This is a genomic window from Planktotalea sp., from assembly GCF_039984035.1.
Lineage (GTDB): Bacteria > Pseudomonadota > Alphaproteobacteria > Rhodobacterales > Rhodobacteraceae > Planktotalea.
In genome coordinates this window covers 1-11,995 of record NZ_JBDWVM010000082.1, presented here as the reverse complement: position 1 = coordinate 11,995, position 11,995 = coordinate 1, and the positions used below count along the sequence as shown (strand labels likewise).

Sequence of the window (11,995 nt, the reverse complement as noted above, 5' to 3'; positions counted from 1 at the left end):
TCTGCTGTTGAAAATGCGATTCACGATCTTGCTGACGAGCACCGCTCCAAGCTTGGGATAACTGGTCTCACGCGCATTCCCAAAGAAACCTATCTCAGCATTCCGAACCCGCCTTAGAAGGTCACTCAGCCATCTGCGCATCGACGCGTTGTTCTTCGTTGATCATCGCTTGTAACTGACGACGGAACCGCAATTGGCCGCCATCAATCGGCAGATCAATATGCGGCGACGTCTTGTTGCTCATCCCAATCTGAACCGCATTCAAAACATCACGATCTTCTTCAAATGCGTGCTGCACATCTTCGCTCATCATCTGCGACAGCGCCTCATCATCGGGCCGAATATTGCGCAGTTGGAACCAGTAGTAGCGCGTATGCCCTTCGTCGGTCGGCGTCATGAAATTGTAGCTATCCATGATAAAGGTTTTCTCGTGCAGCGGCCCATCTGGCCCACCCGTTCCCGCGGGCGTGAACACCGCCTTGATCAACGCATGGGACGGATAGCGCACCTCGTAGTGTTGCAGACGGTCACAGTTGCCTTCGAACGCAACAACCTTTTTGTAAAACGGCGCAGGTTCGTGATCCATCATCCAGCGATGCACGATTACGCCCTCATCCGTTTTCTTGATCCGCAGCGGCGTGTCCTTAGTGGCATCCGCGGCAAAGCTGCTTTGATGAACCCAAGCCACATGCGTCGGATCCAGTAGGTTGTCGCACATCAAAAGATAGTTGCAATCCAGCTCCATCGCAGCGCCACGATTGATGCCCCAGTCAGGGTTGTCGTAGTTTTCGATCTCAAAGATTTCGCTGGCATCGGCCAGTGCCGGATTGCCCATCCAAATCCAAACAAGTCCGTATTTTTCATGCAGCGGATAGGCGTGTACTTTCGCATTAGACGGGATGCGTCCTGTGCCTGGTGACCAGACACATTGCCCCGCGCAATCAAAGGTCAGACCGTGATATCCACATTCGACAGTGTCGCCTTTAATCCGCCCTTTTGAGAGGGGCAGTTTACGATGTGGACATGCATCTTCTAACGCGACGAGTTCGCCAGCTTCTGATCGAAACACACAAATCTTTTCGCCGAGAACGATGATCTGTTTCAGGCCTCTGGTGATCTCATGATCCCATGCAGCGACATACCAAGCGTTCTTCAGAAACATATCAAATCCTTCTTGTTCTCGGGCTACCTTAGGGGCGTGCAGAAATAGTTTCTAGCTTCTTAATGGTGCAAGTTCACAACTGTGAACTCTTATCAAGATCGGGATTGTTCACAGTTGTGAATTCCCCGTCCGCCGAGCCAAAGCTAGCAGCATAGGATTACAGCTAAACGTCCCCAGTTCAGCCTTATTCGTAAGATGCTGAAGATATCCGCTCGGTGATCGAATTTCTTCAAACCGCTCTAACATAACAGCCAAGACAACTGATGCTTGCTCTAACCCCATTGCTTCTGTCGCACGGTCCCAAACCTTTAATGAAACACCCATCATTGGCCTCAGTCGATCAACAACATGCACAAGGTCTGACCATTTGTTCAACGGCTCTGAAAAATAGGCCCTCATCTCTTTGCAATGTGTACTTACCATCTGCAGAGAAACCTTTGCTGCTTTGCGCGTTTTGGTTTCATGTTCGTTCGTAATTTCGTGCGGTGTTTCGATAAGAGTATCTTCTAATTCTATATTTGAATTCTGATGGTGCTGCTCATTTTGAACCTCATTGGTGCTCATTTCATCTGCGAAAAGCTCTGAGATCAAAGCTTGAAGATCAGTCAAACTCGCGGCCAATTTTCGGTTCAATTCTTCTAGCTCAGTTGCACTCAACTTCCGGCGCAACTCACGGGCAAACAAAAGTGCGAGATCGTCAAAGGCATCCCAGATTGTGAGGGCAGGGCGCTCGGCTCTTGCCAGTTCACTCAGCGCGGCGAGATCACGGCGCATGAGCGATGCGTTGAGACGAAGTTGCTCGACATGTGCTTCGCTTTTCCGGACTTCATCTGCGGCATCTTTGATCTCTTGGAAACGAATGACCAGAGGCGTCAGATCGAAGCCAAACGCTTGGGCCGTTCCGGCAAAGGTACGCGTGTAGCGTTTGCCATTCGGGCTATCGCGGCGGATCAGCAAACCGGCTTTCACGAGGCTCGCCAAATGACGCCGCATGGTAGAGCATGGCATACCGTTCAGACGTTCGCAGATTGTCGCGTTTGCCGGATAAACGATAGGGGCTTTTTCGCTGATGCTCAGCTCCGTCTCAGAATGAAATCCGAGCAAGGCTTGCAAAACGCTTAACGTGCGATCCGATAGATTGAACTGTTTGCGGGCAACGCCGAGTTCACGAAGCACGTCCCATTTGTTCACGTCAGGCGCTGTTTTTGTCTCAGGAATGGGCGCAAAATCTTTCAGTTGCGCAGCATCATAGGCGCGCCGGAACGGCGTTCTTGGATGGTAGCTCATAATTCGTGTCACTGAGACAAGTTTTTTGGGCCCGCGAATCACTTTGGACTTGCGAAAATTTGCGCTGAAACGTACCTTTGAAATGCTACTTACAAGGGTCTCGTGGGGTGTATGCTTTGCGGGACCTTTTCTTTGTCTGCTCTGTGCCTCCTGTTTGTTTGCTCGATTTAATCTTCGCGGCGTTGTTCGAAACGCTCATGAAGTTCGTCCAGCACGACCTGCATTTGGTCTTCCAACCAATCTGCAAATGCACCGGACTGTAGTTCCAACTTGAGACCTGACGCTGTTTTGCTCAGGGTCCCAGTTGGTTTGCCTGCGGCCGTAAGGGTACGGCCTTTTTGTTGTTTGGGTTTTACGCGTTTGGGCTTTGACGGCGCTGCGGGCGCGACCGCGTCCCATACGGCTTCGAAAATTTCGACAGAGCGGTCGCTTTGTCCAGGATTGTCTGAGAACGAAGCAATCGAATACGCATCTTCTGCTTTGCCCGCGATTGCCATCAAGGCATCCGGCGTAAGGCGTGAGGCTTCCACCGCATTGGCCAATGCATCCCAACGAGGGCGCCCAATCGCATGGGCAGGTCCAATTATACGCACCAAATCGGGACCAATCGCCCCGATGATCCCCAGCGCCATTGAGATGGAAGACTTGGTGACGGTCAAAACCTCGGCAACGCGAGTCTGATTGCCAAAACCGCCCTCGATCAGCTCATGTGCGAAGAGCGCCTTTTCGATGTAGCTGAGATCGCGGCGGGCCATGTTCTCGGAAATCTGGGCTTCAATCGCGTGATCTTGATCAAGGTTTGCGATCAGGGCTTTGATGGTTTGAACGCTATCAGAACGACGGATCGCTTCGAGACGACGACGACCATAGACCAAAAGGTATTGATCGGCGTTCTTGGGATGGCGACGTACCAAAATCGGGACAGTTTGCCCCGTGGCTTCTATCGAGTCGCGCAAATCATCCACATCGGTCAGATCAAGACGATCTGTGAAGCGTTCATCGATGATTTGATTTGGATCGAGGTCCCAAACCTTGTGACTGTCCACAGCATTGCGCGCCGCGCGCAACGGGCGGGACGCGGCCATAGAGGGGGGTGGGGCAGGGGAGCCAGCGGCGGCCAATGTATCGAGCATGGCCATGCGTTTCTTTTTGCTATCGCTCATGTGCGCCCCCATGTCTTTTGGATCAAATCGGCCACTTCGCCGTTGAGCGCATCAAGGCTCTCGCGCGCACGATCATAGGTGGCGCGGGTGAAGCTGGAGCGCTCAACCTCATACAGAGTTTGTTTGGTGAGGCCCGCATCTGAAATAGCGGTGGATTTCAGCATGGGCGCATTCAGAACGCTGTCGCCATACATGGTCCGCAGAAAGGCCACGATGCGATTTTGCGGCGCATCGGAGGGTTCATAACGGGTGAGCACGTAGCGCATCCAATCATGGGACATATCTGCGCCACTATCGGCGATAACGTCCATCAGATCAGCAGTCATGCGAAGGAATTGGCTCATCGACATGACGTCGAGCATTTCCGGGTGGATCGTGACCAAAACACCCGTCGCGGCAGAGAGCGCGGACATGGTGAGGAAGCCTAGCTGCGGCGGGCAATCGACGACGACGACGTCATAATCATCCTCAACAGCGCTGAGCGCATCTTTAACACGGAAGAAGAACAGACCTGCGTTGCCTTGTGCCAAGGCGCGAGGGGTTTCGTGTTCGAATTCCATGAGTTCCAGATTGCCCGGTATAAGATCGAGATTCGGAATGTAGGTCGGACGGATGATCGATTTGATCGGCACCGGATCTTCATAGCGGATCGCATCGTAGAGCGTGCCACCCTCGGGCAGATCGACCTCTGGCTGAACGCCGTGAAGCGCGGTCAAAGACGCCTGTGGATCGAGGTCGATCGCAAGCACGCGGTAGCCTTGAAGGGCGAGGTATTGGGCGAGATGGGCAGAGGTGGTGGTTTTCCCTGAGCCACCCTTAAAGTTCATCACGCCGATGATCTGCATGTGATCGCCATCGCGTCGGCCCGGAAGATAATCGCCCGGCTTGCGCGCTGTCTTTTCCAGAAGCTCACGCAAGGCTTGAACATCATGGGCGCTGTAATGGCGGCGATTGCCTTGGGTGACTTCTGGATTAGGACCTTTGCCCTCTAGGTGCAGTTTGCGCAGATAGCTGTCATTGATGCCAAGGAGCGCGGCTGCTTCACCGGATGTGAAGGTGCGCATCTGCTTTGAGGCATCAGGCGGGAACAGGTTCTCACGCTGCACATGCAGCTGGTTGGCCAACCATTCGGAATGGTGGCGGATCACTTGATTGAGGGAGTCCTCGGACGGATCTCTTGTCATGTTCTGCTCTCTTGCGCCATGTTAGGCTCTAGTCTGCTCTCACCAAAGGCATGTTAGTCTCTGGTTTGTGAGGTCACGGTTTTTATCGTGTACCCATCTTTTTCCGTGACTATTGGCCCAAAGGTGGGATTCGTGCAAGAGAATTTTAAGTTTGCCTTAAGGAGCATGGTATTGGATGGGGCCGCGCAAGCACAGCACATGTTGCTTGCTTTGCGTCTTACTGCAATTCAAAATCGGCCCAATTGCTTAAGGAACTGAATGATTGGCATCTGTTTTAATGGAAGAGAGCGCCTTTTCAAAAGCGGCGCTTCGTATCTCCTCGGCAAGATCACGATCGTTGACGCTGCGGGCGAGAACCATGCCGCCGACGCAGAGGGTTGAGAGAATCAAAGCGGTTTCGCGTTGATCGGGGCCTTTGGGTGTGTTGCCCTCAAACAGGCCGATCATGGCGCGCAGCAACCCTTCATAAGCGGATTGCACGGGCGGGCCAGCGCGCGCCGCGTCAGAGGGCAGGGCGATCATCGGGCATTGTCCCTCCAGATCGCCGAGGTGCTCACTGGACAGGTAGCTTTTGATCATCGCCTGTACGGTGTCTGGGCCTGTGTCCACCGAACCAACGCCTGCCTCTTCACGCCATGATTGGCCACGTCCGTTTAGGAAGCATGCGACGGCTTCTGCGTAAAGTTCGTCTTTGTTCTTGAAGTGATTGTAAAAGCCGCCGCGCGTGAGGCCTGCCTGAAGCATGATGTCTTCGATAGAGGTTTCGTGAAACCCTTTGGTGTTGAACAAAATGCGCGCGCCTTCAACGATCTTGGCGCGGGTTTGCTGTTTGTGGGCGGCGCTGAGGGGCATGGGTTTCTCCTGTTTGGGGTAGCGTAGCGAAAGTTTTAATATGTTGTTGAACATATTTAGATTGGTGCAATGAAAAGGGTCAATGATCACAAACAGGGAAGATTTCTGATGATACTACCGATCACGACGACCTGCGCGGCTTTGCTGGGATTGATTTCTGTGCCTTTGACAATTCATGTGTCGGTGCGCCGCGCGATGATTGGGCTTAAGTCGGGCAAGATTGATGCGGCTGTGTTTGGGCATGCGGATGATCTGATGTTGCGCAACAGCATTCGCGCCTTTGGCAATTTTGTTGAGTATACGCCCCTTGCGTTGATCTTGTTGGCCTTGCTGGAAGGGCAGGGTGCGCCGAGCGGTTTGGTCTGGGGCATTGGCGGTGCCTTTGTTGCGGGGCGCGTGGTGCATGGTTTGGCGATGACGTTTATTTCGCACAATCCCGCGCCGAGGGGTTTGGCTATGTTAGCGACTTATGCAGCGTTTTTGGTGCCGAGTATCTGGATGTTGACGCAGCTTTCTTAGAAGAGCGGCCCTTGAACAATTGAGGGCGCGGTGGTTTCACTGGGGCTCACCCCCTTTTGGAGCTGCGATATGCTTGATCTTTATCTTTTCGTGCCTGCCTGTTTCGCGATTAATCTTGCGTTTGGGCCAAATAACCTGCTGGCGCTGACCCATGGTGCGCAGCGGGGTGTTAGCTTTGCCTTAGCGGCAGGTTTGGGGCGTTTGGCGGTGTTTGTGGTGATGATCGCGGCGAGTGCTTTGGGGTTGGGAATTATCCTATCCACATCTGCGCTGATCTTTACAGTCGTTAAAGTGATTGGCGCGGCTTACCTGATTTGGCTCGGATGGAAATCGCTGAAATCGGCGTTTTCGATGAAAGAGAGCGACTTGACGCCTGGCACTGGCGGTTTACGAGCGGCGAGCCGGATAGAGGCGTTGACCGCGAGTAGCAATCCCAAGGCGATTTTGGTGTTTGCGGCGTTTTTCCCGCAGTTTGTGGTGACAGAGGCCTATGTGCAAAGCTACGCGACATTGGGCGCTATTTTTCTGGTCTTGGAGTTCGTTGCGCTTGGAATCTATGCGGCGGGCGGTGCGTTGGCTGCACGTACAGCAGCGCGCAAACTGCATTGGTTTCAGGGGGCGTCTGGCGTTGGCATGATGTTCTTCGGTGGATTGCTGTTGTTTGCGAAACGTCCGAGCTGAGGGATCAAAAGATGAAAATTGCATTGCTTCATACGGCAGATGTGCACATTGCGACGTTTGATGAGCTGCTTGAGGCGGCGGGATTTCAAGGAACGGTTGAGCATCGCGTACGTGCGGATTTGCTCGAACGTGCGCGCGGCGAAGGAATTGAGGCGGTTCGCGAAGAGACTTTGACGGAAATAGGTGCGCTTGCGGGGGCGGATGCGGTGATTTGCACCTGCTCGACCCTTGGATCGATCGCGGATGAAGTGGCGCATACGAAGTCCCATGTGTTTCGGATTGATCGCCCTGTGATGGAGAGCGCCTGTGCCGCCGGACGGGATATCGTGGTTGCGATTTGCCTTGAAAGCACGAAAGAGCCGACGCTGGACTTACTGGCGGATTGCGCCGCGCAGTTGGGGGCGGATGTCGCGCCGCGCCTTGTTCTGTGTGACGCGGCTTGGCCGTCGTTTGAAAGCGGCGATATGTTGGGGTTTGCGGCGAGCATCGCAGCCTCGATCAAGGCGGATATTATTCAGCATGGGCGACCTGATTGCATTGTACTGGCGCAAGCATCCATGCGCGTTGCTGAACCGCGATTGGCAGGGATTGGCGTGCCTGTGATGTCCTCGCCCGAGCGCGCGGCGCGGCGGGCGATAGAGATTGCATCTGGCGTGAACTAGAGCCCGTTGACGGGGATTTTCAGGACTGGATTGCCGTCTTCATCGGTGGGAATTTCACCCGCGCGCATGTTCACTTGTAACGATGGGATGATCAGCTTGGGCATGGAGAGCTGGGCATCGCGTTCTGTACGGAACTTGATGAAATCCTCGCGGGTTTTATCGCCGCCCACATGGATATTATCGCGCTTTTGATCTGCGACCGTGGTTTCCCACTGGATCGCACGCCCGTTGGGTCCGTAATCATGGCACATGTACAAGCGGGTTTCGTCGGGTAGGGACAGCACCTTTTGGATGCTGTCATAAAGCTCGCCTGCGCTGCCACCGGGGAAATCACAACGGGCAGAGCCGCCGTCAGGCATGAAGAGCGTATCGCCGGCAAAGGCGGCGTTGCCGATCACATGCACCATGCAGGCGGGGGTGTGACCGGGTGTGTAGATCGCGAAGGCCGTCATGGAGCCGATTTGATAGGTATCGCCGTCCTTGAACAGCGCGTCGAACTGGGATCCATCACGTTGAAATTCGGTGCCCTCATTGAAGACTTTGCCGAAAGTATCCTGGATCACCATGATTTTCTCACCGACGCCGATCTTGCCGCCTAGTTTGCCTTGAATATAGGGCGCGGCGCTGAGGTGGTCGGCGTGCACATGGGTCTCGATGATCCAATCGAGGGTTAAACCGCGTGTTTCGATCTCTTCGATGAGCTTATCTGCGGCCTCATGGGTGATGCGGCCGGCGGCATAGTCCATGTCCATGACACTATCGATAATCGCACAATGCTTGGTTGCTGGATCGGTGACGATATAGGTGATCGTGTTCGAGGCCTCGTCAAAGTGGGCTGACACTTCGGGCCTGATAGACATATCGATTGGATAGCGCATGACGGTCTCCTGTGACGTTTAGGTAGGGTTTTCGCCCTTTTGGGCCAGTGCGGCTTGGAGCATTTTAGCAGCGTAGATACCTGCGAGCATTGCGACAACGAAAATCAGGACTTCGGCGCGGCCAGTGCCAAGGGCGGGCAGCGCTCCACCGGGGCAAAAGCCAGCGATCCCCCAACCAATGCCAAAAAGGGCAGAGCCGCCGATGAGTTGCAGATCCAGGTCGGTTTTTGTGGGGATATAGAAACGTTTGTCAAAAATCGGTGTCGGACGTTTCAACACGAAACGATAGCCGATGAACGTGACGATCAATGCGCCGCCCATGACGAAGATCAGGCTAGGATCCCATGTGCCTGCGATGTCGAAGAAATTGATCACCTTGGCAGGGTTTGCCATGCCGCCCAGACAGATGCCGACGCCGAAGATGAGACCGATAAGGTAGGTTGTTAGAATGCGCATGAGTTAGGCTCCGATCACGTGGCGGATGATGTAGACGGTGATCGCAGTGAAGATCATGAAGGTGATCGTTGCGATGATAGAGCGCGGTGAGACGCGCGCCATGCCGCAGACACCGTGGCCTGATGTGCAGCCACCGCCAAATGTAACGCCAAGGCCGACGATGAAGCCGCCGACGATCAACAGAGGCGTTGAGATGGGCACTTGGACCGCAGGCATATCGCCGGTGAAGGTTAGAATAACGAGCGGGCCGGTGATCATGCCCAGCAAGATCAGCGCGCGCCATTTGCGATCTTCGGGGTCGGTCGGGTCAATCAGCCCTGCTAGGATGCCCGTTGCGCCGAATATGCGGCCAAGGGTGGCCATGAGCAGCACAGAGGCCAGCCCGATGAGGACGCCGCCGCCTAGGGATGCGTAGGGTGTGAATGCTGTTTCCATGGTGCTCTCCAAAGACCGTTGGTCGTTTAGAGGGAGTTAGCCACAGTTTTGGTGACTTTGTCACTAAGGAGAGGGGTTTGTTTTATTGGAGGATGAGGAGAGGTGGTTTGAACTGCAATCTGTTGTGAGTTACATAACAGCCATTATCGGATTCTAAGGGTGTAATTTTTCGTTGGCGATATTGGCTATTTTTACGGCCTTTTGCCAACTTATTCCATTGCGTTGATCAGTGGCCAGCGGATGTGAGTCTTCCCAAAGGATTGCTTTCGGTCTCTGGCCTACACCACTCCACTCAATGTCGCATTCAAGATGCTGTAAAGGCTCGTCAGCGTTTGAAGCATTGTAGTAAGGCAGATTGACGGCTAGCCAACCAAAGCTCCCGAGCGATGATTGGTCGTCGTCGAAGGTTTCGATGTATTTTTCGTAACTCTCCTTGGATTGTGAAACCCAAACGCCCCATGTCATCGGCTCTTTCGAACCTTTGATTGGAATTTCCAAGATTACACGAATGCAATAGATAGTAGAGCCATCCACATCCTCTGGGCTGGGGGCTATCTCACATAAGTCATCGTTTATACGAATACGACCTTCTCGTTCGCTTTCATTTACATCAAAGTAATAAGTCGGAAACTTATATGAAAACGATGGCGAACCTTTGTGGATTTCCCCACATTCATCACACTTATATTGAAATGTTTTCTTGCCGAGAAGTCGTCCAAACAAGTGGTATCCTTTCCAGAGTTTGATAGATCAAATCAAACATTCAACTCAACTGCAACATGCATCACATAAAACCCGTTACCAGATGTTCTTGGTTTGTTGGAACGGGAAGCTTAACTCTTGGGCGTCTAGCACATAGTGGGGTTGAACTTGAAATTGTTAGGAATTTAGACTTGTTTCTCGAACGTAGATTTGGCGACCTTCGGGGTCAGCCAAAATCATTCGGGGCGTTCCATCGACTTGGGCGATGTCTTTGATCAGCTGGGCTTGGGTTTTGAGGAGCGCAGTCTTGGCTGCCTTTAGATCAGGGACGTCGAAGCCGAGCATCATGCCGTCGCAGCGCGCCTCAGGTTTGTGGTAGATTTCCAGCACTAATCCATCGCTTTCATGGGCGAGGTGGAAGGGGCCGTTGCCGTGTTTTTCGCCGATAAATTCGAGACCGAGCGCGCGGTAGATGTCGGCAGTGGTTTCGAGATCGTTCGCGAAGAGGGTCATGAAGTTGAGCATGGGCGAAATCCGGTAGGGTTTTGTCGGGAAAGGCGTTGAAACTTGAACGTGGCGTCGTAGGGTGGCGACAACTGATACTTAGCCCATTTGAAAGCGAAGATATGCCCCTTATTCCAAGTGATCAGAACCTGTTTGTCGTTGATCTGCACTATATCGCGTCCTTTGATGAGATCGAGCCGGAGCTCGATGCCCATGTAGCGTTTCTAGAGGACAACTATGCCAAGGGGCGGTTCATTGCGTCGGGGCCAAAGGTGCCGCGCACGGGCGGGGTGATCATTGCGACCGCGCCGACACGGGACGAGCTCGAAGAGGCGCTCAAGGCTGATCCGTTTATGCAAAAGAACTTGGCGCGCTATACGGTGACTGAGTTCCGCCCGTCGATGCAGGCGGAACTGTTGAAAGCATGAGGTTATTTCGCGCGCAGACGGTTGTTGCGGGCGTTGTGTTCGAGTTCGACCAAGCCAAGTAATTCCATCGTGGGCGCAACGTAGTTGGCGAAGCGGCCGCGATACCCTTTGCGCAGGCCATAATAGCCTTGCACAGGGTTGTCGGGCGCGCGCGCCCATTGTTCCAGCGTGCCGTCCTTGGTTGGTTTGCCTTCGTCCGCGTTGCCAAGGGGCATCCAATCGCCGTGTGCTTTGAGCATGGCATGGGCGTCTTGCAGCGCGCGTAGTTGGTAGGAGAGGCGGGTTTTGCCCACTTGCACGACCAAGGCAGCAGGATCGGCGGTTTCATCCTTCCAAACATGGAATTCAGAGGTGAGGGGCGGGGTTTTGAGAATCCAAGGATCGTCCTTGGTGCCTGTGCCGTAGGTGACGTCGGTCATTGTGTTTCTGCCTGTGTTTTGAGGGCCTGTGCGAACTTGGCGAAGCTGGGTGTGAGGTCGGGCATTGATTTGCATAACATGCCTGACATTGGGCCTGTGAAGACCTCTTTCATATGAAAGCGACAGCCGCCTGTTTCGTGGCTGAGTGTGAAGGTTCGTTTGCCTGTGAAGAGGCCAAAGGGCATGCCGCCGCGCCAGAGCATTTTCTTGGGCGCATCAAAGATATCAACGCTGAGGGCAAAGGCGCGTTTGGGCGAAACTTCGGACCAGAGTTTGATCTTGGCGCTCTGATTGATCGTGCCGTCAAAGCGCAGTATGCCGAAAGGTGTGGGATTCAAGGGCATTTCTTTGGTTAATACGTGCCAAACCCTGTCGATGGGCGCAGCGATTTCTATTTCGGTTTCGAAGGTTTTCATTCTTTTTCCTTGTCTTGACCTCAAGAGGCCTAGCAGGGCTAATATGACATCTATTGTCATATTCGGAGTAGTCGATGCGCGCGGCGCGATTATTGCAGATTTTGCTCATTTTACAGAACCGAGGGCGGCAAACCTCGGCGCAGTTAGGCGCGGAATTAGAGGTGACTCCGCGCACGATTTTGCGCGATGTGGATGCGATGACGGAGGCGGGTTTGCCGATTATCGTGCATCAGGGCAATCAAGGGGG

The 11,995-nt window shown here is 53.7% G+C and carries 16 protein-coding genes; 4 read left to right on the top strand and 12 right to left on the bottom strand.

Features of this window, described 5'->3' with window-relative positions:
* Positions 1-121: 121 nt before the first annotated feature.
* The 5 genes from ABJQ89_RS03780 to ABJQ89_RS03760 all read right to left on the bottom strand — a co-directional run bounded on the left by ABJQ89_RS03780 (position 122) and on the right by ABJQ89_RS03760 (position 5,648).
* A complete protein-coding gene (locus tag ABJQ89_RS03780; RefSeq protein ID WP_348494938.1) occupies positions 122-1,162 on the bottom strand; it encodes an aromatic ring-hydroxylating dioxygenase subunit alpha in 1,041 nt (346 codons plus the stop codon).
* Positions 1,163-1,270: 108 nt separating this feature from the next.
* Positions 1,271-2,449 (bottom strand): plasmid replication protein RepC, encoded by a 1,179-nt coding sequence (repC, locus tag ABJQ89_RS03775; protein ID WP_348494937.1) that lies wholly within the window; start codon positions 2,447-2,449, stop codon positions 1,271-1,273.
* Between the two features lie 167 nt (positions 2,450-2,616).
* Positions 2,617-3,612 (bottom strand): plasmid partitioning protein RepB, encoded by a 996-nt coding sequence (repB, locus tag ABJQ89_RS03770; RefSeq protein WP_348494936.1) that lies wholly within the window; start codon positions 3,610-3,612, stop codon positions 2,617-2,619.
* Positions 3,609-4,796: a plasmid partitioning protein RepA gene (gene repA, locus ABJQ89_RS03765; RefSeq protein ID WP_348494935.1), complete on the bottom strand. Its 1,188-nt coding sequence runs from the start codon at positions 4,794-4,796 to the stop codon at positions 3,609-3,611. The genes repB and repA overlap by 4 nt, the downstream gene beginning before the upstream one ends.
* 246 nt (positions 4,797-5,042) lie before the next feature.
* The gene (locus ABJQ89_RS03760; protein ID WP_348494934.1) at positions 5,043-5,648 is read right to left on the bottom strand and encodes a TetR/AcrR family transcriptional regulator; all 606 of its coding nucleotides are present in this window, start codon (positions 5,646-5,648) and stop codon (positions 5,043-5,045) included.
* Between the two features lie 108 nt (positions 5,649-5,756).
* On the opposite strand from ABJQ89_RS03760, the gene ABJQ89_RS03755 reads away from it, so the two are divergent.
* The 3 genes from ABJQ89_RS03755 to ABJQ89_RS03745 all read left to right on the top strand — a co-directional run bounded on the left by ABJQ89_RS03755 (position 5,757) and on the right by ABJQ89_RS03745 (position 7,510).
* Entirely contained in the window at positions 5,757-6,167 is a 411-nt protein-coding gene (locus tag ABJQ89_RS03755; protein WP_348494933.1) for an MAPEG family protein, read from the top strand.
* Between the two features lie 69 nt (positions 6,168-6,236).
* Positions 6,237-6,848 (top strand): LysE family translocator, encoded by a 612-nt coding sequence (locus tag ABJQ89_RS03750; RefSeq protein WP_348494932.1) that lies wholly within the window; start codon positions 6,237-6,239, stop codon positions 6,846-6,848.
* Between the two features lie 11 nt (positions 6,849-6,859).
* On the top strand, positions 6,860-7,510 hold the full coding sequence (locus tag ABJQ89_RS03745) for a hypothetical protein (RefSeq protein ID WP_348494931.1): 651 nt from the start codon (positions 6,860-6,862) through the stop codon (positions 7,508-7,510).
* Here the strand turns inward: ABJQ89_RS03745 and ABJQ89_RS03740 are convergent.
* The 5 genes from ABJQ89_RS03740 to ABJQ89_RS03720 all read right to left on the bottom strand — a co-directional run bounded on the left by ABJQ89_RS03740 (position 7,507) and on the right by ABJQ89_RS03720 (position 10,506).
* Complete coding sequence (locus tag ABJQ89_RS03740) at positions 7,507-8,388, bottom strand: MBL fold metallo-hydrolase (protein ID WP_348494930.1); 882 nt, start codon at positions 8,386-8,388, stop codon at positions 7,507-7,509. The two genes, ABJQ89_RS03745 and ABJQ89_RS03740, sit on opposite strands and share 4 nt — an antisense overlap.
* Before the next feature lie 18 nt (positions 8,389-8,406).
* On the bottom strand, positions 8,407-8,844 hold the full coding sequence (locus ABJQ89_RS03735) for a DUF6691 family protein (RefSeq protein ID WP_348494929.1): 438 nt from the start codon (positions 8,842-8,844) through the stop codon (positions 8,407-8,409).
* Positions 8,845-8,847: 3 nt separating this feature from the next.
* The gene (locus tag ABJQ89_RS03730; protein WP_348494928.1) at positions 8,848-9,279 is read right to left on the bottom strand and encodes a YeeE/YedE family protein; all 432 of its coding nucleotides are present in this window, start codon (positions 9,277-9,279) and stop codon (positions 8,848-8,850) included.
* Positions 9,280-9,432: 153 nt separating this feature from the next.
* Positions 9,433-10,002, bottom strand: a complete 570-nt coding sequence (locus ABJQ89_RS03725; RefSeq protein WP_348494927.1) for a DUF2199 domain-containing protein — start codon at positions 10,000-10,002, stop codon at positions 9,433-9,435.
* A gap of 156 nt (positions 10,003-10,158) precedes the next feature.
* The gene (locus tag ABJQ89_RS03720; protein ID WP_348494926.1) at positions 10,159-10,506 is read right to left on the bottom strand and encodes a VOC family protein; all 348 of its coding nucleotides are present in this window, start codon (positions 10,504-10,506) and stop codon (positions 10,159-10,161) included.
* Between the two features lie 101 nt (positions 10,507-10,607).
* Here ABJQ89_RS03720 and ABJQ89_RS03715 point away from each other — a divergent pair, with 101 nt between their 5' ends.
* The gene (locus ABJQ89_RS03715) at positions 10,608-10,913 is read left to right on the top strand and encodes a YciI family protein (protein WP_348494925.1); all 306 of its coding nucleotides are present in this window, start codon (positions 10,608-10,610) and stop codon (positions 10,911-10,913) included.
* A 2-nt stretch (positions 10,914-10,915) separates the two neighbouring features.
* Here the strand turns inward: ABJQ89_RS03715 and ABJQ89_RS03710 are convergent, their stop codons facing one another.
* Complete coding sequence (locus ABJQ89_RS03710; RefSeq protein WP_348494924.1) at positions 10,916-11,332, bottom strand: DUF6855 family protein; 417 nt, start codon at positions 11,330-11,332, stop codon at positions 10,916-10,918.
* Positions 11,329-11,748, bottom strand: a complete 420-nt coding sequence (locus tag ABJQ89_RS03705; protein ID WP_348494923.1) for an SRPBCC domain-containing protein — start codon at positions 11,746-11,748, stop codon at positions 11,329-11,331. Before ABJQ89_RS03705 ends, ABJQ89_RS03710 begins: the two co-directional genes overlap by 4 nt.
* Between the last annotated feature and the right edge of the window lie 247 nt (positions 11,749-11,995).